This is a genomic window from Ensifer sp. B1-9 (assembly GCF_050474445.1).
Classification (GTDB): Bacteria; Pseudomonadota; Alphaproteobacteria; order Rhizobiales; family Rhizobiaceae; genus Ensifer.
The window spans coordinates 82,539-103,350 of the sequence record NZ_JBCHVG010000007.1; the positions used below are offsets into that span (position 1 = coordinate 82,539).

The following is a 20,812-nucleotide window of genomic DNA, read 5'->3' on the forward strand; positions in this document are numbered from 1 at the left end:
TCGGCGGAGCTCACTTGCGCTTCGGCGCCCGCATCCGTTCGTCAAGGGCCCGTTTCAACTGGTCCTTGATCGCGACGGTTCCGTTCAGCACGTCCTGGGCCCGCAGGAAATCCATCACCCGGTAGCGGCCGACATCGGGGCGCAGCAGGATATCCGGCGCGCCCTCCTTGAGCTTCATCGCGATGATCGACTGCATCATCAGCTGGCTCGCGCCGAACAGGCTGTCGATGCGGCTCGGGATCGTCCTGCCATCGCCATCAGGACCACCGACGACATCGACGGCGATGACGATGTCGGCCAGGCCGCGCAGATGATCGAAGGGGATAGGGTTGTAGATACCGCCGTCGATCATCACGCGCCCGCCGATCTTCACCGGGATGAAGATCGCAGGCAGGGCGGCGGAGGCCGCCAGCGCCTGCCACAGATCACCCTTTTCACAGATATGCTCGGTCTGGCCGTAATAATCGGTGGCGACCACCTTGAGCGGAATGCCGAGATCCGAGAACTTCGGCGGAATGGCCTCCGGCAGAAAGGCCCTGAGAACGCGCTCGACATTGAATTGCCCGAAGCGAAAACCGTTCGCCATCGCCTCGGAAAGGCTCGACGGCCGCATCTGCCAGAGCCGATTGACGACCTCGCGGCGATGGCCGACGGTCGCAAGCGTGTGCGCCCTGATCTCTTCCCCGCGCATGCCAGCGGCCATGCCGGCGCCTATGATCGCACCGATCGAGGAGCCGGCGATCGCCACCGGGCGAATGCCCAGCTCATCCAGCGTTTCGATGACGTGAATATGCGCGAGCCCCCGCGCGCCACCGCCACCCAGCGCCAGCGCGACGGTCGGTTGGCTGGACGCCTGCGCCGCCTCCTTCGTCATCGAAAGATCCTGCTTCATCGGCATGTCCTCCGCTTCTGCATCTTTCCCTAAGTCGAAATCGATTTGAGGGCAAAATTATGCAGCAGACCTGAACGTTACAGCGACCATGGACGTCTCAGAAGACGCCCGGCGCTATAAGCGGGATAAGGGAACTCGCATGGTCGGCGACAGCCTATCTTCGCAAGGAAATCGAAAATATGACGGTCAGGCGCCGCGGAAGCGGTAGAAATGCATGCGGGTATCGCCGAAGACTCTGACGTCGAGCCGCTCGAAGACGGCCGCAGGCGCCGGCTGGACGTCCGCCCGCTCTTCAAGGATCACCAAGGCATTAGGGACCAGCCAGTTGCCGGCGGCGGCGGATTCCAGCGCCTTCTCGCCGAGGCCCCTCGCATAGGGCGGATCGGCGAAGACGAGATGGAACGGCTCCATCGTACCGACGGCGCCGAGGTTCGTGGCATCACGCCGGAACACCTTTGCCCGTCCCTGCAGGCCGAGCGTCTCGATGTTCGTCTGCAGCAGTCCCCTGCCCTCGACGCCCTGCTCGACGAAGAGTGCCTGACGGCACCCCCGTGAGAGGGCCTCGAAGCCAACGGCGCCGGTGCCTGCGAAAAGGTCGAGCACACGGGTGCCGTCGAGCGCTTCCGGATAGGAATGGCTCAGGATGTTGAACAGGCTTTCGCGCGTCCGGTCCGTGGTCGGGCGGATATCGTTGGACTTGGGCGTGGCCAGGCTGCGGCCACGAAACTCTCCACCGACGATACGCACGACCCGTCAGTTCCCCTTGCCGCGCGGCTTGCCACCGCCCGGACGGGCGCCACCAGGCCGACCGCCGGGTTTGCCCCCAGGCTTACCGCCGCGGGGTGCACCAGACCGTGCGCCGAAGGACTTGCCGCCAGCCGGCTTGCCACCGGAGGGTTTACCAAACGGCTTTCCACGCGGCTTGTCGCCGAAGGGACGATCGCCCTCCGTGCGGGGTGCGCGCGGCCGGTCGGAGCGAACGCGTTCACCACCTTCTGCCCGGGCCGGACGGTCGCCACGCGACCGGTCTGCGCCTTCACGACGCGGCCGATCACCCTCGGCGCGCGGGGAACGCGGCTTGTCGAAGCGGCTGCGTTCGCCGCCCTCAGCACGGGCTGGACGATCTCCACGCGGCCGATCACCACCCTCGCGGCGCGGCGGACGATCGCCGTGATCGCGCGAATTGCGTTCGCCACCTTCGAAAGACCGGCGGCGACCGAAGCCGCCATCCCTGCCTTCGTCGCGACGGCGCACCGGCTCGGCGGCGCTGATCCACTCGCCGTCCTCGTCGCGGCTCGTGACGAACGGGCGAGCCGGCTTGTCGGCGCGTGCAAAATCCTTGGCGCCGCCCTTGGGGTCGGGATCGAATTTGCTTGTTGTCTTCGTTGCCAGTCCATCCTTGTTGCGGCCATAGCGCTTGGTCTTCGGAGCGCCTTCCGGACGCTCGCGACGGACAGGCTTTTCGGTGGCGTCGCCGTCAACGGATTTCGGCTTCTTCTCGGCCAGCGGACGGGCACCAGGCGCCATCCAGACATTGGCCGTGCGGGCACGCGTAGCCGGCGCACGCTTCGGCCGATCTTCGAACTTGCTGTCACGCTCGTCACGATCACGGCCGCCGCGCTTGCCGTCACGGCGATCGTCGCGGCGCGTGTCGAGCCGTGCCAGAGCACGCTCGCGCTTGTCTTCGGGCTTTTCCCAGCGACTGCTCCTGCGCTGCTCGGGCTCATCCTCTTCGTGCTGGTCCCGCGCGGTCGTGGCCGCCTGGTCGTTGTAGAGCGGCGCGTCGAAATTCGCCTTGGCATCCTCGATCAGGCGCGGTCCAAGCTGGTCACGCAACGTACGGCCACGGATTTCCTGGACATGTCCCTCCGGCAATTCGCCGAGCTGGAAGGGTCCATAGGAAATGCGGATGAGACGGTTGACGTCGAGACCGAGGGCGCCAAGCACGTTCTTGATTTCGCGGTTCTTGCCTTCACGCAGACCCATGGTGATCCAGACGTTCGAGCCCTGGACCCGGTCCAGCGTCGCCTCGATCGCGCCGTAGAGCACACCATCGACGGCGATGCCGTCCTTGAGCCGGTCAAGCGCCGCCTGATCGACGTCGCCGTGGGCGCGCACGCGGTAGCGGCGCAGCCAGCCGGTCGAAGGCAGCTCGAGCACGCGGGCAAGACCACCATCATTGGTCAGCAGCAGCAAGCCCTCGGTGTTGATGTCGAGGCGGCCGATCGACAGGACGCGCGGCAACTCGTCGGGCAGGTTGTCGAATACGGTCGGGCGACCTTCCGGATCGGCATTGGTGGTCACCAGGCCGGCCGGCTTGTGATAGAGCCAGAGGCGGGTGCGCTCGATGCCGCGGATCGGCTGGCCATCGACTTCGATCGCATCGGCAAGCGTCGCGTTGACGACCGGCGTGTCGAGAATGACGCCGTTCAGCTTGATGCGACCTTCCATGATCATGCGCTCGACATCGCGGCGCGAGGCGACACCGGCACGCGCCAGGATCTTGGAGATGCGCTGCGGTTCGTCGATAGCCGGAGCAGCCGCGTTCGGGCGCTCCCTGGCCGGACGCGAAGCGCCAGACTTGGGCCCGGAAGCCTTCGGCCCGGAGGTCTTGGCGCCAAAAGTCTTCGAGCCGGCAACCTTTTTCGGTGCTCCAGCCTTCTTGTCGGCGAAATGCGGTTTCTTGTCCCGGCCGGCGGACTTGCCGCCAGGCCGCGTGGGCTTATCTTTGGATGTCATTTGTGTTGCCTGCCTTTTGCGGCTGTCCTATCAGGTCGCGGCCCGTGGGTTAAGAGAAATTATTGTTTGAGCGATGACTGATACGACACGCTTCATGGATGCGGCCCTTGAGGAGGCCAGGAAGGCGGCAGAGCGCGGCGAAGTACCGATCGGCGCCGTGGTCGCTTTCGACGGTCAGATCATCTCCCGCGCCGGCAATCGCACCCGCGAACTCAACGACGTGACCGCACATGCCGAAATCGTCGCCATCCGCGAGGCTGCGGCCGCCCTCAAGGACGAACGGCTGACGGGCGCCGATCTCTACGTCACGCTCGAACCCTGCACCATGTGCGCCGCGGCAATTTCGTTCGCCCGGATTCGCCGCCTCTACTACGGCGCGGACGACCCGAAGGGCGGTGCGGTCGACAGCGGCGTGCGCTTCTTCGGCTCGCCCACCTGCCATCACGTGCCTGACGTCTATTCGGGCCTCGCCGAGCGCGAGGCCGCCGAGATCCTCAGGGACTTCTTCGCCGGCAAGCGGTGAACCCGGTCCGGGCTCTCACGAGATCCCGCTTCAATTTTTGTTGAAATCGCCTCAGTCGGCCGCGAAGCTTTCGAGGGCCGCGCCGGCCAGCCGGTAGCGCGTCCATTCGGACATCGGCTCCGCGCCAACCGATTCGTAGACCCGGATCGCCGGCTCGTTCCAGTCGAGCACGCTCCATTCGAAGCGGCCGCAGCCTTCGTCGACGGCAATTTTCGCGAGATGCTTCAGCAGCATCTTGCCGGCACCCGAGCCGCGGCAATCCGGCGTGACGTAGAGGTCCTCAAGGTAGAGGCCCTTGCGGGCCTGCCAGGTCGAATAGTTGTAGAACCACATGGCGAAGCCCGCAGGCTTGCCGTCCTTCTCGCAAATCACGGCACGGGTAATGGCGCCCGGGCCGAAGAGCGAGGCCTGCAGCATCTCGACTGTCGCCTCGACGGCGTCAGGCTCCTTCTCGTAAACGGCAAGTTCGGTGATGAAGCGCAGGATGGTTTCCGCATCTTCCGGGCGAGCATCGCGAATGGTGATCGTCATGGCTTATACGCAGCTTAGAAGGGCCAGTACCACTTGGTGCCGGTGTTCTTGATCTGCGCCTCCTTCTTGCGGCGACGCTCCTTGTCCTTCTCCGGCTCACCGAGATCGGTCTCGGTGCCCTCCGGCAGGCGGCGATATTCGAGCGGCGGATCGCTCAGGAAGCGGCGCTTGTCGGAATAGGCGCCCTGCTCGATCTTGCGCGCTTCACGATAGGCCTCCTGCTGCTCCTTGGCCGAGAGCCGGCGGCCGTTGGCGCTCGCCTTGGCAAGCGGGGAAACATAGTTCGGATTGTTCTTGTTCGCGTCGGCTTCTTCGCGCAGACGATTGCGAACCTCCTCCGGAGACTCGACCCATTCCGGGTTCGCTTCACGGCTGGCGAGCGACTTCTGCGGCTCGACGAGAGCGGTCTGCTGCGCCGACGGCGGCAGAACGAGACCTGGGCGCGGCTGATACTTGACCGGATCACGCTTCGGCGGGCCGAAGCTGGCGACGCTGCCGAGGTCGTCCATGAGTTGTTCGCCGGCGGTCTTGTCCGTGCCGTAGGTCGGGCCGCCGATGCAGCCCGAAAGCACAAGGCCGCTCGTCAAAAGGGCGGCCACGCTGGCAAACACTCGCAACTCTCGCGTCATTTCCATGAGATTCCTTCCAGCCGGCCACCGGTCAGCGCGGCCACTCAAGCGCCCATGGCGGAGAAATCCGCCAAATTTCGGGCAGGTTTTACCGGATGAACGCAACGAGTGCAATTCATCCGGTAACAATGCGTTAAGCCTTGAAACCAAGTTCACGCAGGGCCGCGGCGTCGCGAGCCGACACGTCCGGGTAGAGCGGGTCGGAACCGACATCGGTCGTGATCCGCCAGGAACGGGCGCATTTCTGACCTTCTGCGAGCTTCGGCACGACGCTCACCTTGGCCACGTCGGCGAGGCAGAACGCATCCGCCGGGCCTTCCGTGGCTTCGATCACGATGGCCGAGGTGATGCAGATCTCGGCGAAGTCCTGCCCTTCCAGCGCCTTCAAAAGCTCCGGATCGGCGACGTGGACGACCGGTGCCGCTTCCAGCGACGAACCGATGCGCTTGTCCTTGCGCTCGATCTCGAGCGCGCCGGTGACGACGGTGCGGACCGCACGGATCTTGTCCCACTTGGCTTCGAGCGCATCGTTCTTCCATTCCGCCGGGATTGCCGGGAACTGTTCGAGATGCACCGAAACCGCATCGGGCTTGCGCGACAGCCAGGCTTCTTCCGTGGTGAAGGGCAGCATCGGCGCCAGCCACAGAACCAGGCAGTCGAAGAGCTTGCGGATGACCGCGAGCGCCGACCGACGGCGCAGGCTCGACGGCGCGTCGCAATAAAGCGCGTCCTTGCGGACGTCGAAGTAGAAGGCCGAGAGTTCGACGTTCGAGAAATCGATCAGCGCACGGGCGATCTTCTTGAAGTCGAAAGCATCGTAGCCTTCGCGCACGAGCCGATCGAGCTCGGCCAGGCGATGCAGCATCAGCTTTTCGAGTTCCGGCATGTCGGCATAGGCGATCTCCTCGCCCTTGTCGTGGGCGAGCGTGCCGAGCATCCAGCGGATCGTGTTGCGCAGCTTGCGATAGGCGTCGATGTTGGTCTGGATGATCGTCTTGCCGAGACGCTGATCTTCCCAATAGTCGGTCGTCATCACCCACAGGCGCAGGATGTCGGCGCCGGCATCCTTCATCACCTCCTGTGGCGTGACGGTGTTGCCCTTGGACTTCGACATCTTCTCGCCCTTCTCATCCATGGTGAAACCATGGGTGACAACGGCGTTGTAGGGCGCGCGGCCGCGCGTCGCACAGGCCTCGAGCAGCGAGGAATGGAACCAGCCACGATGCTGGTCCGACCCTTCGAGATAGACGTCGGCCGGCCACTTCAGATCCGGGCGGTCTTCGAGCGTGAAGGTGTGGGTCGAACCGGAATCGAACCACACGTCAAGGATGTCCATGACCTGGTGCCACTTGGCGTGGTCGTGATCCTTGCCGAGGAAACGGTCCTTGGCGCCCTCGGCAAACCAGGCATCGGCACCTTCCTTTTCGAAGGCTTCGAGGATGCGGGCGTTGACGGCCTCGTCGATCAGGATCTCGCCCTGGTCGTCAGCGAAGATCGCGATCGGCACGCCCCAGGCGCGCTGGCGCGAGAGAACCCAGTCCGGGCGTCCCTCGATCATCGCGCGCAGGCGGTTCTGGCCGGCGCCCGGCACGAAGCGGGTATCGTCGATCGCCGAGAGTGCACGCGAGCGCAGCGTCGTGCCGTCGCCGAACGCCTTGTCCATGTAGACGAACCATTGCGGCGTGTTGCGGAAGATAACCGGCTTCTTCGAACGCCAGGAGTGCGGATAGGAGTGCTTCAGACGACCGCGAGCAAAGAGCGCGTGACGGGCGATCAGCGCCTTGATGACGCGATCGTTGGCGTCGCCCTTCTTGCCCTTGTCGTCGATGACGCGGCCGGCGCCGCCTTCGGCGTCGGGGCCGAAGCCATGGGCGTCCGCGGTGAAGTAGCCGGCGTCGTCGACGGTGAACGGGATCGCCGAGGAGATCCCGCGGGCTTCGAGCGCACGGGCGCTGTCCATCCAGGCGTCAAAGTCCTCGCGGCCGTGGCCCGGGGCCGTGTGAACGAAACCGGTGCCGGCATCGTCGGTGACGTGGTCGCCGTCGAGCAGCGGCACCTTGAAGGCATAGCCGCCGCCGAGACCATGCAGCGGATGGGCGCAGGTCACGGACGACAGTTCATCGGCTTCGAGGTCGCGAACGAAATTGAAGGTGAGCTTGGCCTTGGCCGCGGATTCGTCCGCAAGGCGCTTGGCGAAGATCAGCTTCTCGCCCGGCTGCGGGCCGAAGTCGTTCTCGGCGGTCGCGACTTCATAGAGGCCGTAGGCGTAGCGCGAGGAATAGGCGATGGCGCGGTTGCCCGGGATGGTCCAGGGCGTGGTCGTCCAGATCACGACGAAGGCGTCTGACAGTGCGTCCGGACCTTCGGTGACCGGGAACTTCACCCAGATCATGTCGCTTTCGACATCGGCATATTCGACTTCGGCTTCGGCAAGCGCGGTGCGCTCGACGACCGACCACATGACCGGCTTCGAGCCGCGATAGAGTTGGCCGAGCTTGGCGATCTTCATCAGTTCGCCGGCGATGCGCGCTTCGGCGTGGAAGTTCATCGTCGTGTAGGGATTGTCGAAGTCGCCCTCGATGCCGAGGCGCTTGAACTCCTCGGCCTGGACCTGGATCCAGCCGGAGGCGAAGTCACGGCATTCCTTGCGGAATTCGTTGACCGGCACCTCGTCCTTGTTCTGGCCCTTCTCGCGATACTTCTCTTCGATCTTCCACTCGATCGGCAGACCGTGGCAGTCCCAGCCGGGCACGTAGTTGGCGTCGAACCCGCGCATCTGGAACGAGCGGTTGATAACGTCCTTGAGGATCTTGTTCAGCGCGTGGCCGATATGGATGTTGCCGTTGGCATAGGGAGGGCCGTCGTGCAGCACGAACTTGTCGCGGCCGGCGGCCGAGGCGCGCAGCTTCTTGTAGAGGCCCATCTTCTGCCAGCGGGCCACCGTTTCGGGCTCCTTCTGCGGCAGGCCAGCGCGCATCGGGAATTCCGTCTGCGGCAGGTACAGGGTCGAGGAGTAGTCGATCTTTTCAGCGGTGTCGGTCATGGTCTTTGCAATCGCTTCTTCGCGCGAAGGGTCGCGCATACGCAATGGGCTCGGTATCGAGAGATGACTGGGGCGTCGGAAACGCCGAAATCCCGGACCTTCCGGCTGACTAAAGCGCGCGGAAGGCCGGGCCAATAATTCGCTGATCGATGATCAATCGACGGTGCCGGGTCATAGTGGCCGGTTGTTTAAGGCGTTTTCCGCCTTTTGAAAAGGTCCGCCACCACACCAATGCCGAAATTTATCGGGCGAAGTTGAGCCTGCGGTCGATGTCGCCGAGCGGCTGCACACCAGAGAGCAGCGCGCGCGCCTCGGCTTCGTCCTGACGGATCTGCGCCACCAGCGGATCGAGCCCGTCGAACTTCAGTTCGTCGCGCAGGTGGCCGAAGAAGGTGACCGTACAGATCTCGCCGTAGAGATCGCCCGAAAAGTCGAAGACGAAGGTTTCGAGCAATGGCTCGCCGTCGCTGTCGACCGTCGGGCGGCGCCCGAAGCTTGCGACGCCGTCATAGAGCGAACCGTCGGGCCGGCGGAAGCGCACGGCGTAGATGCCCGGCCTCAGCTCCACCTCGGGTGCAAGCCGCATATTGGCGGTGGGAAAGCCGAGCTCGCGGCCGAGCTTCTTGCCGCCGATCACCTTCGCCTCGACGAGGTAGCGATAACCGAGCATGCCGGCAGCTTGGGAGACATCGCCTTCGCCGAGCAGCGAGCGGACATAGCTCGACGAGATGACCGATGCGTTTTCGTCGCGGAAGGCATCGACGAGCGTCACGCCAAAACCGTTGTCGCCGCCGGCGGCCATCAGGAAGGCGGGGCCGCCCTCGCGGCCCTTGCCGAAGTGGAAATCGAAACCGGTGACGACATGCGAGGCGTGCAGCCATTCGAGCAGGATGCGATGGATGAAATCCGACGCGGAAAGCTGCGAGAAGGTGCGATCGAACGGATATTCGATGACGGCGCCGAAACCCATGCCTTCGAGGATACGGGCCTTCAACGGCGCCGGCGTCAGCCGGAAGACCGGGGTTTCCGGACGGAACACGGTCCGCGGGTGCGGCTCGAAGGTCAGGACCAGCGCCGGCACACCGCGCGCTTTCGCCTCTTCCAGCGCTCGATTGAGCACCGACTGGTGACCACGGTGCACGCCGTCGAAGTTACCGATCGCGACGACGCCGCCGCGCAGATGCTCCGGAAGCGGATCACGGGTCTCGTTGCGATGAAAAACCGTCATCTCCGTCTTCCCGTCAGGCGAGCCGCGGCATCCAATACTTCGGCGAGGCGCCCTCCTTCTTCAGGAAGGCGGCCAGTTTCGCCTCGTCGGTCCGGCTTTCGTTCATGTATTCCTGGGCGTGGATGCCGGCGCTGATGTAGAGCAGATCGAAGCCAGCATCCTGGGCACCCTTGACGTCCGTCGGCATGCCATCGCCGATGGCGATCACGCGCGACAGGTCAAGCGCGCCGCGCACGGCCTTCGCCTCGGTCAGCGCCGCACGGTAGATGGCGATATAGGGCTTGCCGGCGATCCGGGCCTCGCCGCCCAACTCCTCATAGAGCTTGGCGATCGCGCCGGCGCAAGGGATCAGCCTGTGGCCGCGTTCGACAACGAGATCGGGATTGGCACAGATGAAGGGGATCTTGCGCTTGGCGAGGCCTGTCAGCGTCGCGCGGTAATGCTCCGGCGTTTCGGTCTCGTCGTCATAGAAGCCGGCGCAGACGACCGTCTCAGCGTCTTCCGACGACACGATCTGCGTTCCGAGACCTTCGAGCAGCGGCAGGTCGCGCTCGGCGCCGATGAAGAAAATCTTCTTGTCGGCGGCGGCGATCAGCGCCCGCGTCACGTCACCCGAGGTCACAATCCGGTCATAGGCTTCGTCGGGAACGCCGAGACCGCGGATCTGGATCTTCACGCCCGGATGCGGACGGGGCGAGTTGGTGATCAGCACCACCGTCAGACCGGCCGCGCGCGCCTCAGCCAACGCCTCGCAGGCGGAAGCGAAGGCCTGCACGCCATTGTGAAGAACACCCCAGACATCGCACAGCGCGACGTCGTAGCGTCCGGCGATTTCCCGAAAACTGTTGATCCTTGCGGCCATCCTGGCTTCCTGCAAACACGGTTTCCGGCTTGCATGGCAAGGAAGGCACAAGAATACAAGTGTCGCCGTTGGAAAAAAGGAACCCTTCCCGGCCAAAAAATCTAAGGGCCAATCCTTGACTCGTTCCGGAGCGAGCCTTATCTCGGCGTCGCTGGCACTCGACAAAAGAGAGTGCTAACACCCATCCGTCGGATCGATCAGCGATCCGTAATGTCATTTGATCGAGGGATTAGACTAATGGCAAGCACCAATTTCCGCCCGTTGCACGACCGCGTCGTCGTTCGTCGCGTCGAGTCTGAAGAGAAGACCAAGGGCGGTATCATCATTCCGGACACCGCCAAGGAAAAGCCGCAGGAAGGCGAAATCGTGGCAGTCGGCTCGGGTGCTCGTGACGAAAGCGGCAAGGTTGTTCCGCTCGACGTCAAGGCTGGCGACCGTGTCCTGTTCGGCAAGTGGTCGGGCACCGAAGTCAAGATCAACGGCGAAGACCTTCTGATCATGAAGGAAGCCGACATCATGGGCATCATCGGCTGATCGGCCGATACCCCCTTCCCAATTCTTCCCCCGTTTGAAACCGGGCCTTGCCCGGAATTTCGACAACAGGAGCTTTCAAAATGGCAGCTAAAGAAGTCAAGTTCGGCCGCACCGCGCGTGAAAAGATGCTGCGCGGCGTCGACATCCTCGCCGACGCAGTGAAGGTAACGCTCGGCCCGAAGGGTCGTAACGTCGTTATCGACAAGTCCTTCGGCGCACCGCGCATCACCAAGGACGGCGTTTCGGTCGCCAAGGAAATCGAACTCGAAGACAAGTTCGAGAACATGGGCGCCCAGATGGTCCGCGAAGTCGCTTCGAAGACCAACGACATCGCAGGCGACGGCACCACCACCGCTACCGTTCTCGCCCAGGCAATCGTTCGTGAAGGCGCCAAGGCTGTTGCCGCCGGCATGAACCCGATGGACCTGAAGCGCGGCATCGACCTCGCCGTTGCAGAAGTCGTCAAGGACCTGCTCGCCAAGGCCAAGAAGATCAACACCTCGGAAGAAGTTGCCCAGGTCGGCACGATCTCCGCAAACGGTGAAAAGCAGATCGGTCTCGACATTGCCGAAGCAATGCAGAAGGTCGGCAACGAAGGCGTCATCACGGTTGAAGAAGCCAAGACCGCCGAAACCGAACTCGAAGTCGTCGAAGGCATGCAGTTCGACCGCGGCTACCTGTCGCCCTACTTCGTCACCAACCCGGAAAAGATGGTCGCCGACCTCGAAGACGCCTTCATTCTCCTCCACGAGAAGAAGCTCTCGAACCTGCAGGCCATGCTCCCGGTTCTCGAAGCCGTAGTTCAGACCGGCAAGCCGCTCCTCATCATCGCTGAAGACGTCGAAGGCGAAGCTCTCGCCACGCTCGTCGTCAACAAGCTGCGCGGCGGCCTGAAGATCGCTGCCGTCAAGGCTCCGGGCTTCGGCGATCGCCGCAAGGCCATGCTCGAAGACATCGCCATCCTGACGGGCGGCACGGTCATCTCCGAAGACCTCGGCATCAAGCTCGAAAACGTCACGCTCGACATGCTCGGCCGTGCGAAGAAGGTTTCGATCTCCAAGGAAAACACGACGATCGTCGACGGCGCCGGCCAGAAGGCCGACATCGAAGGCCGCGTCGCCCAGATCAAGGCCCAGATCGAAGAAACCTCCTCTGACTACGACCGCGAGAAGCTGCAGGAACGCCTTGCCAAGCTCGCCGGCGGCGTTGCCGTTATCCGCGTCGGCGGTGCAACGGAAATCGAAGTCAAGGAAAAGAAGGACCGCATCGACGACGCCCTCAACGCGACGCGCGCTGCCGTTCAGGAAGGCATCGTACCGGGCGGCGGCACCGCGCTGCTGCGTTCGGCTGCAAAGCTGACCGTCAAGGGCGAAAACGACGACCAGGAAGCTGGTGTCAACATCGTTCGCCGCGCTCTGCAGGCTCCGGCTCGCCAGATCGCTGAAAACGCTGGTGACGAAGCTTCGATCGTTGTCGGCAAGATCCTGGAAAAGAACGAAGACAACTTCGGTTACAACGCTCAGACCGGCGTCTTCGGCGACATGATCACCATGGGCATCATCGACCCGGTCAAGGTCGTTCGCACGGCTCTGCAGGACGCAGCCTCGGTTGCTTCGCTGCTGATCACCACCGAAGCCATGATCGCTGAACTGCCGAAGAAGGATGCCCCTGCTGGCATGCCGGGCGGCATGGGCGGCATGGGTGGAATGGACATGATGTGATAAAGGCGTAAGCCTTCACAACATCGATCCATCTGGATCGGAAAGGCGGCCCTCGGGTCGCCTTTCTTGTTTTTTATCAATACCATCGTTCGGCTGAGCACCCGGCAGCCTAGCTGCGGGCACAAAAACTCCACTGGTTGTAGTCGGACTTCAAAAAACCGTTGAAGTCGAAAAAAAACGAACTATAACAGCGCCCCAAGTGAACGGAGATTCACAGGAGACTGGATAGCGGATCAAGGCGGGCGGCCAATCGCTTAAGCTTTTTCGTATTAACCGTGTATCCGGAATCTCTTCGAGAAAATCACGATAAGCATATAAGTATTTAATCGCAAATTTAGCCGCCCTCTCCAGCGAAATCACTTCGTCGGAGAGCTTCATTACTATCTCGCGACCTTTCGAGTGGTGAAACGCCCACGGTCAGTGGCGTGCGCTTCCCTATTGGTCGATGGCGGGCGCGATTTGCACAATGGGACGTGTTTTCTTGGGGCGCCGATAGAGTGCCCAGGAATGCTGCTGGGGTAGACCGTGTTCAAGATCACGAGAGCAAATTCCGTTCCCCTCGGCTCTCCGGGACAGCCGCACCTCGATCTGCCGCACCATGAGTTCCTGCAACAGTTCTGCGCGTCGGAGGGATGGTCGGGAGACTTGTCCACCGGACTGTTCCGGCTTGGCGAAAAGGCTGCCGCCATCCACGGCCTGCGCGACGGCGAATGCGGCCTGCTCAACTTCGTGCGCTGCTACGATCCGGCCGACCGCAACCACGTGCTCGAACTTTTCGAGCAGGCAGCGACAAGCTGCTCGTCCTTCTGCTTTTCGACGACGATCGCGCTCGAAGAACACGGCCAGAAACAGCCCCTGTTCTGCATCGGCGAATCCTCAGGCCTGGAACAGCGCTATTCCGGCACGATCACCGGCGTCTTCTTCTTCCCGCGCTTCCTGGTGGAAGGTGCCGGCCGGACATTGCTGCGGCAATAGCGCAAGCCTTGGCCCTGCCGACGGTTGGCGTCAACAGGACGTGAAATCCCCGCAGAAATGGTGCGCGATCAACGATCGTCGCAGACGCGGCCCTTGATGATGCGCCGCCCGATCAGGCGGCGGCCGCCTCGTCGTCGCCGTTAAGCAGAAGCGTTATCGGGGCCGGGCGTCCGAGCAGGTAGCCTTGTGCCTCGTCGCAGCCTTCCGCCTGCAGGATATCGAGCTGCTTCTGCGTCTCGACGCCCTCGGCAAGAACCGGCACGGACAGGCTCTGACCGAGCGCCAGGATGGCGCGAACGATCGCCTTGGCCTGCGGACTGCCCTCCACCTCCCACATGAAGCTCTTGTCGAGCTTGATCTTGTCGAAGGGGAACGACCGCAACGTTTCGAGCGAGGAGTATCCGGTGCCGAAATCGTCGATCGCGATCGTCACGCCGAGCTCCTTGATCTGACGCAGCGTCAGCAGCGCGCGCTCCTTGTCGTCGATGATCGTCGATTCCGTGATTTCGAGCTCCAGCCGGTTCGGGTCGAGCCCGGTTTCGGCAAGTACGTCCTGCACCAGGCTGACGATATCGCCGTTGGCGAGCTGGACCGGCGACAGGTTGACGGCAATCTTGTGGTTGCTCGCCCAGCCTGCGGCCTCGCGGCAGGCTTCGCGCAGCACCCATTCGCCGATCGGCAGGATCGCGCCGCACTCCTCTGCGAGCGGGATGAACTCGTTCGGCGGTACCATTCCGCGTTCGGGGTGATGCCAGCGCAGCAGCACTTCGTAGCCGATGACGGTGCCGGTCATCACCGACTTCTGCACCTGGTAGTGCAGGGCAAGCTGCTTCTTGTCGACGGCATCCCAGAGGTCGTTGGCGAGCGCGCGCCGCTGGCGTGCCGCCTCGTCCATCGAGACCTCGTAGAAGCAGACCGTCTGGTTGAGCGCGGCCTTCGCCCGGTACATCGCAAGGTCGGCATTGTTGATCAGCGTATCGGCCGTCTCCGCATCCTGGGGATAGATGGCGACGCCCATGCTGCCGCCGGACTTCAGCTCGAAATCGCCGAAGCGCATTTCCTCGTGCAGGCTCTTTTCGATACGACGCAAGAAGTCGTTGAGCTCGGCCAGTTCCTCGAAACGCTTCACCGCAGCGAACTCGTCGCCGCCAAGGCGTGCCACGAACTCGCCCTCCTGCAGCAGCCCCTTCACGCGCTGGGCAATCGTCACCAGAACGAAATCGCCGGCGGCATGGCCATGCAGGTCGTTGACTTCCTTGAACTTGTTGAGGTCGATGCCGATGACGGCAACCTTGCGGTTGAACCAGGCTGCCGCATCCAGCTCTTCTTCGAGATAGCTGTTGAACTGAAGACGGTTCGGCAAGCCGGTCAGGCTGTCGTGGCGGGCGAGGAAGGTGATCTGTTCCTCGGTGTCCAGCCGCTCGGTGATGTCCTCATAGGTGCTGACCCAGCCGCCATCGGGAAGGGTCCGATGCTTGGTCAGGATCGAACGGCCATTCGCCAACTTTTCGACGATGTCGCCCCCGCCCTTGCCGACCATCTCGATCCGGTGCTTCTGATAGAGTTCCTCGGCCTTGGCCCGCGCAATTTCGGGCTCGGCGTAAATGCGGGCGAAGACAATGTCGAGAATCTCACGGAAGGTGAGCCCTTTGCCGGCGAGCGTCTCGGAAAAGCCGAAGATCTCGCGGCAGCGCCGGTTCGACAGCAGCAGCCGGTCATCGCTGTCGAACAGGCAGATACCCTGCGACATGTTCTCGAGCGCGACATCGAGGTTGTTGCTGACCTCGGCGATGCGATCGGCATCGGCCTTCGCCTTAGTTGTGTCCTTGACGATCTTGATGAAGCCGGCGTGCTTGCCGTCTTCGTCAAGGAACGGGTCGATCACCACATGCGCCCAGAAACGCGAGCCGTCCCTTCGATAGCGCCAACCCTCGCTCTCAAACTTGCCCTCGGCCACCGCAGCCTCGAGTGCGCGGCGCGGCAGACCGTTGCGCTGATCGTCTTCGGAATAGAAGCAAGCGAAATTCTTGCCGACGATGTCCTCGGCCGCATAGCCCTTGTTGGCCTCGGCACCGGCATTCCAGCTCGCCACACGGCCATCGATGTCGAGCATGTAGATGGCGTAGTCCTTCACGCTGCGGACGAAGCGCGTGAATTCGCGTTCCGCGGCGGCGGCGGAGAGCTCGGCATGATGGGCAAAGCCGGCCGCAACCAGCACCAGGGACAGAAGGAAGAAGGCGGTTCCGGCAATGACGAAGGCGAGGAGATGTGGCTGGATCATGCCTTCAAGGGGCGGAGTGATAAGACCGACCTCGATCGTCACGGCGCCCATGGCGGTAAAATGCAAAGCGACGATGCCGAGCGTCATCAGGAGCGTCGCGATGATCTTCGCCTTCAGCGGCTTGCCGACACGGGCAATCGTGTTGAGTGCGCCGATGTCGAACAGCGAGCCGAGCACGATCGACGCGACAACGAGCGTGGCGTCCCAGCGCAGGTTGCCGGGCACGTCGAGGGCGGCCATGCCGAGGAAATGCATGCAGGCAACGCCGGCGCCGAGCACCAGGCCACCGGCAATCCAGGCCAGCGGATCCTGCAGACGGGTCGCGATCAGCAGCGCCGTCGTGGTCAGTACGATCGCAATGGCCAACGACAGGGCCGTCAGGTCCATCTGGTAGCCGAGGACGACACCGGGATCGTAGGCCAGCATGGCGATGAAGTGCGTGGCCCAGATACCGAAGCCGCTTGCAATGCCTGCCGCCACCGCCCAAATCGCCCGCGCCTTGCCGGACGATCCACGGGCGCGCTGCAACAGCGTCACCGCGCCGTAGCTGGACAGGAAGCATATGAGCGCCGCCAACGCGACCAGCTTCGGATTATGCTCCACCACGAGGCATGTAAGAACCTTGAACATCGCAATCGCCCAAATCAACAACCGCTGAGAAACGAGACCTCTCGCCTCCAGTTTAGCGGCCTGTGTTGGCGCATTGTGATTTAAGGAAATGATAAATCGCAGTTCGGCCTCGCAAATTGCAAGGGAAAACAATCGTTTCGTCGTTAACGAAAATTGAACCGAACCGCCTCCAGGTTGCACCGGATGCGCAGCGCCGCCAGGCGCGGGTCCTATGCCTGAGACACCAGCGCCTTGAGGTCCGATTGCGGGTCGGCGATGACGGCCCGGTCCGGATTGGTGCCGGTTTCAAGCAGCTTCTTGCCGGTCACATAGGCCTTGGCGTCATTGATCGCGTCGACCGCGATCAAGCGTCCCTGCTTGAAGTACCATACGGATACGCTGCCCTCGCGCTGGCCGGGTCTGACGATCGTTTCGTCATGGCCGAGCCCAAAGCCGGCGATCTGCAGCTTGACGTCGTACTGATCGGACCAGAACCACGGCTTGGGCTCATAGGGATGTACGCCGCCGGCAAGGATCGCCGCGACGGCCTCGGCCTGATCGACGGCGTTCTGCACCGATTCCAAGCGGATGCGCAGGCCTTCCCAGGGAAGCACGGCACAATCGCCCATGGCGAAAATCGCAGGGTCGGCGGTTCGCCCGAAGGCATCGACGACGATGCCGCCGGCGGTTTCGAGACCGGCATCATGGGCCAGGCGGTCGTTGGCGGTGACGCCGATGCCGACGATGACGACATCGACGGGCAAGGTCGATCCGTCCGACAGTTCCGCTGCGGTCACCCGGCCGTTTGCGCCGACGAGACGATTGAGGCCGGTACCCTCGCGGATATCGACGCCGCGGGCCCGGTGGATGTCACGCACAAGACCGGACGTCGCCGACGAGGCGACGCGCTGCAGGATGCGGTCGGCCATTTCGATGACCGTGACTTCGAGCCCGCAGGTCCGGGCGACAGCGGCCGCTTCAAGACCGATGTAACCGCCGCCGACGACGAGGGCGCGCCGGCCGGGCTTCATTTCCTCGGCAAGGCGATCCGCATCCCTGAAGTCGCGCACGACGAACACGCCCTCGAGGTCGCCGCCGACGGAAGCCGGCAAGCGCCGCGGCGTGGCGCCGGTGGCAAAGGCCAGCACCTCGTATTCGAGCAAGGTCCCGTCGCTGAGCGTCACGCGCTTGGCGGCGCGATCGAGGCCGGTCACGGTCGTTTCGAGCCGCACGTCGACGTTGTGCTCGCCGTACCAGGCTTCCGGCCGGTAGAGCAGCCGGTCGAGGCTCATCTCGCGCAGCAGATATTTCTTCGAAAGCGGCGGGCGTTGATAAGGCAGGCTCGCTTCGGCGGCAACGATGGTGATCGGCCGCTCGTCCTTCAGGGCACGGAGCTTCGCAACCAGGGCAAAGGCGGCCTGACCGCCACCGACAACAACAAGCCTTCCCGACACGCTTCTCACCTGCTTCTTGTTCAAATGTACGGCAAGGCCTAGCCTTGCGCCCGAGCTTCGTCAACTCGGGCACATGGCCACGGTTGTTGCTATTCCTTGCGCGGCACTTCCATGCCCTTTAGAGCCGCCGGGCGCGACAGGCCGCGCTCGACCCAGGCCATCACGTTCGGAAAGCTCTTGTAATCGAGCACCTCGGCACCGCCATAGAACCTGCGTGCGCCTTCAACCCAGGGGAAGGTGGCGATGTCGGCGATCGTGTAATCGTCACCCATCAGCCATTGCCGTCCTTCAAGGCGCGCTTCTAGCACGCCGAGGAGGCGCTTCGATTCGTCGCGATAGCGCTCGACGGGATAGGAATTGTTGGCGACCTTGTCGGCGGCAAACTTGAAGAAATGGCCGAACTGGCCGAGCATCGGGCCGACGCCACCCATCTGGAACATCACCCAGCAAATGGTCTCGTAGCGGCCGGCCGCATCGGCCGGCAGCAGCTTGCCGGTCTTTTCCGCCAGATAGATCAGGATCGCGCCGGACTCGAAGAGGCCGATCGGCTTTCCGTCCGGACCGTTGGGATCGATTATCGCAGGGATGCGACCATTCGGGTTGAGCGAGACGAACTCCGGCGATTTCTGCTCGTTGGCATCGAAGGCGATCCGGTGAGGCTCGTAGACGAGGCCCAGCTCTTCGAGCGCGATCGAGACCTTCACGCCATTCGGCGTCGGCAACGAATAAAGTTGGATGATATCGGGGTTCTTCGCCGGCCAACGCTTGGTGATCGGGAAGGCGGAAAGATCGGCCATGAAGGTCTCCTGGAACGGAATGGCGGGGAACGGCAGTGTGCCGTGCGCGCGACTTACATAGGAGCGGAGGGCGCGCTTTTTGAGGGCCCTACTTTAATTATTGCGGTCGGGGCGCCGGGATTGCCGCAGACCCCGCCCTGCCCCGTTCGCAGCGTCAGAGCACGCCGCGAACCGCCGCGATAACCCGCGCCACGACCGGGTTTCCGTCATGGCCCGCCTTGCGCGCCCGCACCAGGCAGGCCTCGGAACGCAGGATCACGCCGTCCGTCAGGATCTTCAGATGGTTCGCCTTCAGCGTCGAGCCCGTCGAGGTGATATCGACGATGATGTCGGCCGAGCCCGACGCCGGGGCACCTTCGGTGGCACCGAGGCTTTCGACGATGCGATAGAGCTGGATGCCGTGGCTTCCCGAGAAATGATTCTGCGTCAGCCGCCAGTATTTGGTGGCGATCGCCAGGCGGCGGCCATGGCGCGCGCGGAAGTCCGCAGCAACGTCGCCGAGATCGGCCATGGTGTCGACGTCATACCAGATCTCCGGCACCGCGACGACGACATCGGCATGACCGAAGCCGAGACGGGCACAGAACTCGACGCGGGCATCGGCATTGGCGAGCCCCTCGCGAACGAGATCCTCGCCGGTGACGCCGAAATCGATCGAGCCGCTGCCGAGTTCGCGGGAAATCTCCGAGGCCGAGAGGAACGCGATCTCCACGTCGTCCGCGCCTTCGACCCGGCCGCGATAGGAGCGATCGTTGCCGACGGCGACGATCTTCATGCCGGCCCGTTCGAAGATCGCCGAGGCGTCATCCTTCATCCGCCCCTTGGACGGCAGCGCGATGGTGATGGTCATTGAGCGCCTCCCTCAGAGGCAATCGCCTTTTCGATGCGGTCGAGCCAGAGCGAGAAACCGACGGCCGGAATGTGTTCACGGGCGCCCAGCAGCGTCAGCAGCCGGTCGAACCGCCCTCCGCCCGCCAGCACCGCCTGGATACCGGCGACTTCCACCTCGAAGACGAGGCCGGTGTAATAGTCGAGCGGACGACCGAAGGCGGCGCGATAGCGGATCGCGCCGATGTCGGCACCGGTCTTGGAAAGCGCGGCGACACGGGCATCGAAGCGGACGAGCGCGTCATCGAGCTTGAGGCCGGACTTCTTGGCGAAGGCGAAGAGCGCGGCCGGAGCATCGGCGAGCGGCACGTCGAGCGCCAGGAACGCGCCAACCTGATCCAGCGTCTTGCGATCGAGCCGCGTGTTCGCCAGTTCCATCTTCTCCTTCAGCCGCCGGGCGATGTCCTCGGGCGAGCGGCTGGCATTGGTGGAGTAGCCGGTCGCCTCCATCGTCTCGCCGATATGGGCGACGAGGCGAGCTTCATCTTCAAGCAGTCCGTCCATCGACAGGCGTACCACTTCAGGACCGAAGACACCGACTGTCCGGGGATGGGCGAGCTCCGTGAGCAGCTTCTGCAGATGCTTCTGGTCGCCGAAGGCATGGATCAGCCGCTTCTGCCAGCCGGCCGGCAGGCCGCAGGCGCCGACGACGGCTTCGAACACCGCCTGGTCGCCCAGCGTGACGTTGAGGCGCCGTCCCGGCAGGCGGTTGGCAACGACACGCATCGCATCACCGACAGCGCGCGCATCGGCGGCAGCGGTATCGGTGTCGCCGAGATCCTCGATGCCGGCCTGGTAGAATTCGTTGCCGCCCTCGCGGCGCTGGCGGAAGACCTCGCCGAGATAGGCGTAGCGCTTCGGCGTGCCGGTCACCGCCTCGATGTGGCGCAGGCAGACGGGAATGGTGAATTCCGGGCGCAGGCAGAGGCTTTCGCCGGTCTCGCTCTCGGTCATGAAGATGCGACGCCGCAGATCCTCGCCAGCCATGGCGAGGAATGGTTCGGCCGGCTGGATCACCGGTGTGTCGACACGCAGCGTGCCGAGGCTTTCGAACTCGGCAAGCAACTCGTCGGCGAAGGCGGGTAGATTGATGAGGGCCATGACCG

Annotated in this window: 18 protein-coding genes; 4 read left to right on the forward strand and 14 right to left on the reverse strand. The window is 63.5% G+C overall.

Annotated elements, in window-relative coordinates:
* Positions 1 to 10 precede the first annotated feature (10 nt).
* From ACQ5BM_RS14335 to ACQ5BM_RS14345, 3 genes are all read right to left on the reverse strand, one after another.
* Positions 11 to 892: a patatin-like phospholipase family protein gene (locus ACQ5BM_RS14335; protein WP_429812222.1), complete on the reverse strand. Its 882-nt coding sequence runs from the start codon at positions 890 to 892 to the stop codon at positions 11 to 13.
* Positions 893 to 1,078: 186 nt separating this feature from the next.
* A complete protein-coding gene (gene rsmD / locus ACQ5BM_RS14340) occupies positions 1,079 to 1,639 on the reverse strand; it encodes a 16S rRNA (guanine(966)-N(2))-methyltransferase RsmD (protein ID WP_429812224.1) in 561 nt (186 codons plus the stop codon).
* A 6-nt stretch (positions 1,640 to 1,645) separates the two neighbouring features.
* Positions 1,646 to 3,631, reverse strand: coding sequence for a pseudouridine synthase (locus ACQ5BM_RS14345; RefSeq protein ID WP_429812227.1), 1,986 nt, complete (start codon positions 3,629 to 3,631; stop codon positions 1,646 to 1,648).
* 73 nt (positions 3,632 to 3,704) lie between these two features.
* Here ACQ5BM_RS14345 and ACQ5BM_RS14350 point away from each other — a divergent pair, with 73 nt between their 5' ends.
* Positions 3,705 to 4,154 (forward strand): nucleoside deaminase, encoded by a 450-nt coding sequence (locus tag ACQ5BM_RS14350; protein ID WP_429812230.1) that lies wholly within the window; start codon positions 3,705 to 3,707, stop codon positions 4,152 to 4,154.
* Between the two features lie 51 nt (positions 4,155 to 4,205).
* Here the strand turns inward: ACQ5BM_RS14350 and ACQ5BM_RS14355 are convergent, their stop codons facing one another.
* From ACQ5BM_RS14355 to ACQ5BM_RS14375, 5 genes are all read right to left on the reverse strand, one after another.
* Positions 4,206 to 4,685: an N-acetyltransferase family protein gene (locus ACQ5BM_RS14355; RefSeq protein ID WP_429812233.1), complete on the reverse strand. Its 480-nt coding sequence runs from the start codon at positions 4,683 to 4,685 to the stop codon at positions 4,206 to 4,208.
* A 14-nt stretch (positions 4,686 to 4,699) separates the two neighbouring features.
* Complete coding sequence (locus ACQ5BM_RS14360; protein ID WP_429812235.1) at positions 4,700 to 5,320, reverse strand: hypothetical protein; 621 nt, start codon at positions 5,318 to 5,320, stop codon at positions 4,700 to 4,702.
* A gap of 127 nt (positions 5,321 to 5,447) precedes the next feature.
* Entirely contained in the window at positions 5,448 to 8,357 is a 2,910-nt protein-coding gene (gene ileS, locus ACQ5BM_RS14365) for an isoleucine--tRNA ligase (RefSeq protein WP_429812237.1), read from the reverse strand.
* A 241-nt stretch (positions 8,358 to 8,598) separates the two neighbouring features.
* Positions 8,599 to 9,585, reverse strand: a complete 987-nt coding sequence (locus ACQ5BM_RS14370) for a bifunctional riboflavin kinase/FAD synthetase (RefSeq protein ID WP_429812239.1) — start codon at positions 9,583 to 9,585, stop codon at positions 8,599 to 8,601.
* A 13-nt stretch (positions 9,586 to 9,598) separates the two neighbouring features.
* Entirely contained in the window at positions 9,599 to 10,447 is an 849-nt protein-coding gene (locus tag ACQ5BM_RS14375) for a TIGR01459 family HAD-type hydrolase (RefSeq protein WP_429812242.1), read from the reverse strand.
* Between the two features lie 237 nt (positions 10,448 to 10,684).
* Here ACQ5BM_RS14375 and groES point away from each other — a divergent pair, with 237 nt between their 5' ends.
* Both groES and groL read left to right on the forward strand, forming a co-directional pair.
* Positions 10,685 to 10,981, forward strand: coding sequence for a co-chaperone GroES (gene groES / locus ACQ5BM_RS14380; protein ID WP_012706990.1), 297 nt, complete (start codon positions 10,685 to 10,687; stop codon positions 10,979 to 10,981).
* An 80-nt stretch (positions 10,982 to 11,061) separates the two neighbouring features.
* On the forward strand, positions 11,062 to 12,702 hold the full coding sequence (gene groL / locus ACQ5BM_RS14385) for a chaperonin GroEL (protein ID WP_429812245.1): 1,641 nt from the start codon (positions 11,062 to 11,064) through the stop codon (positions 12,700 to 12,702).
* Positions 12,703 to 12,852: 150 nt separating this feature from the next.
* Here groL and ACQ5BM_RS14390 read toward each other — a convergent pair whose 3' ends face one another.
* Positions 12,853 to 13,080, reverse strand: coding sequence for a hypothetical protein (locus ACQ5BM_RS14390; RefSeq protein WP_429812247.1), 228 nt, complete (start codon positions 13,078 to 13,080; stop codon positions 12,853 to 12,855).
* Positions 13,081 to 13,227: 147 nt separating this feature from the next.
* Between ACQ5BM_RS14390 and ACQ5BM_RS14395 the strand changes: the two genes are divergently transcribed.
* A complete protein-coding gene (locus ACQ5BM_RS14395) occupies positions 13,228 to 13,677 on the forward strand; it encodes a hypothetical protein (protein WP_275022859.1) in 450 nt (149 codons plus the stop codon).
* 112 nt (positions 13,678 to 13,789) lie between these two features.
* Here the strand turns inward: ACQ5BM_RS14395 and ACQ5BM_RS14400 are convergent, their stop codons facing one another.
* The 5 genes from ACQ5BM_RS14400 to ACQ5BM_RS14420 form a co-directional block, all read right to left on the reverse strand.
* Positions 13,790 to 16,588, reverse strand: coding sequence for a bifunctional diguanylate cyclase/phosphodiesterase (locus ACQ5BM_RS14400; protein WP_429812249.1), 2,799 nt, complete (start codon positions 16,586 to 16,588; stop codon positions 13,790 to 13,792).
* 209 nt (positions 16,589 to 16,797) lie between these two features.
* On the reverse strand, positions 16,798 to 18,021 hold the full coding sequence (locus tag ACQ5BM_RS14405; RefSeq protein WP_429812252.1) for an NAD(P)/FAD-dependent oxidoreductase: 1,224 nt from the start codon (positions 18,019 to 18,021) through the stop codon (positions 16,798 to 16,800).
* Between the two features lie 89 nt (positions 18,022 to 18,110).
* On the reverse strand, positions 18,111 to 18,818 hold the full coding sequence (locus ACQ5BM_RS14410; protein WP_429812255.1) for a glutathione binding-like protein: 708 nt from the start codon (positions 18,816 to 18,818) through the stop codon (positions 18,111 to 18,113).
* Between the two features lie 154 nt (positions 18,819 to 18,972).
* Positions 18,973 to 19,668, reverse strand: coding sequence for an ATP phosphoribosyltransferase (gene hisG / locus ACQ5BM_RS14415; protein WP_429812257.1), 696 nt, complete (start codon positions 19,666 to 19,668; stop codon positions 18,973 to 18,975).
* Positions 19,665 to 20,807: an ATP phosphoribosyltransferase regulatory subunit gene (locus tag ACQ5BM_RS14420; RefSeq protein ID WP_429812259.1), complete on the reverse strand. Its 1,143-nt coding sequence runs from the start codon at positions 20,805 to 20,807 to the stop codon at positions 19,665 to 19,667. The genes hisG and ACQ5BM_RS14420 overlap by 4 nt, the downstream gene beginning before the upstream one ends.
* Positions 20,808 to 20,812: the final 5 nt, after the last annotated feature.

Coding starts and splice junctions, on each gene's coding strand:
- ACQ5BM_RS14335 (WP_429812222.1), bottom strand. CDS start 892: ATGAAGCAGGATCTTTCGATGACGAAGGAGGCGGCGCAGGCGTCCAGC.
- ACQ5BM_RS14345 (WP_429812227.1), bottom strand. CDS start 3,631: ATGACATCCAAAGATAAGCCCACGCGGCCTGGCGGCAAGTCCGCCGGC.
- ACQ5BM_RS14350 (WP_429812230.1), top strand. CDS start 3,705: ATGACTGATACGACACGCTTCATGGATGCGGCCCTTGAGGAGGCCAGG.
- ACQ5BM_RS14355 (WP_429812233.1), bottom strand. CDS start 4,685: ATGACGATCACCATTCGCGATGCTCGCCCGGAAGATGCGGAAACCATC.
- ACQ5BM_RS14360 (WP_429812235.1), bottom strand. CDS start 5,320: ATGGAAATGACGCGAGAGTTGCGAGTGTTTGCCAGCGTGGCCGCCCTT.
- ileS (WP_429812237.1), bottom strand. CDS start 8,357: ATGACCGACACCGCTGAAAAGATCGACTACTCCTCGACCCTGTACCTG.
- ACQ5BM_RS14370 (WP_429812239.1), bottom strand. CDS start 9,585: ATGACGGTTTTTCATCGCAACGAGACCCGTGATCCGCTTCCGGAGCAT.
- ACQ5BM_RS14375 (WP_429812242.1), bottom strand. CDS start 10,447: ATGGCCGCAAGGATCAACAGTTTTCGGGAAATCGCCGGACGCTACGAC.
- groES (WP_012706990.1), top strand. CDS start 10,685: ATGGCAAGCACCAATTTCCGCCCGTTGCACGACCGCGTCGTCGTTCGT.
- groL (WP_429812245.1), top strand. CDS start 11,062: ATGGCAGCTAAAGAAGTCAAGTTCGGCCGCACCGCGCGTGAAAAGATG.
- ACQ5BM_RS14390 (WP_429812247.1), bottom strand. CDS start 13,080: ATGAAGCTCTCCGACGAAGTGATTTCGCTGGAGAGGGCGGCTAAATTT.
- ACQ5BM_RS14400 (WP_429812249.1), bottom strand. CDS start 16,588: ATGTTCAAGGTTCTTACATGCCTCGTGGTGGAGCATAATCCGAAGCTG.
- ACQ5BM_RS14410 (WP_429812255.1), bottom strand. CDS start 18,818: ATGGCCGATCTTTCCGCCTTCCCGATCACCAAGCGTTGGCCGGCGAAG.
- hisG (WP_429812257.1), bottom strand. CDS start 19,668: ATGACCATCACCATCGCGCTGCCGTCCAAGGGGCGGATGAAGGATGAC.
- ACQ5BM_RS14420 (WP_429812259.1), bottom strand. CDS start 20,807: ATGGCCCTCATCAATCTACCCGCCTTCGCCGACGAGTTGCTTGCCGAG.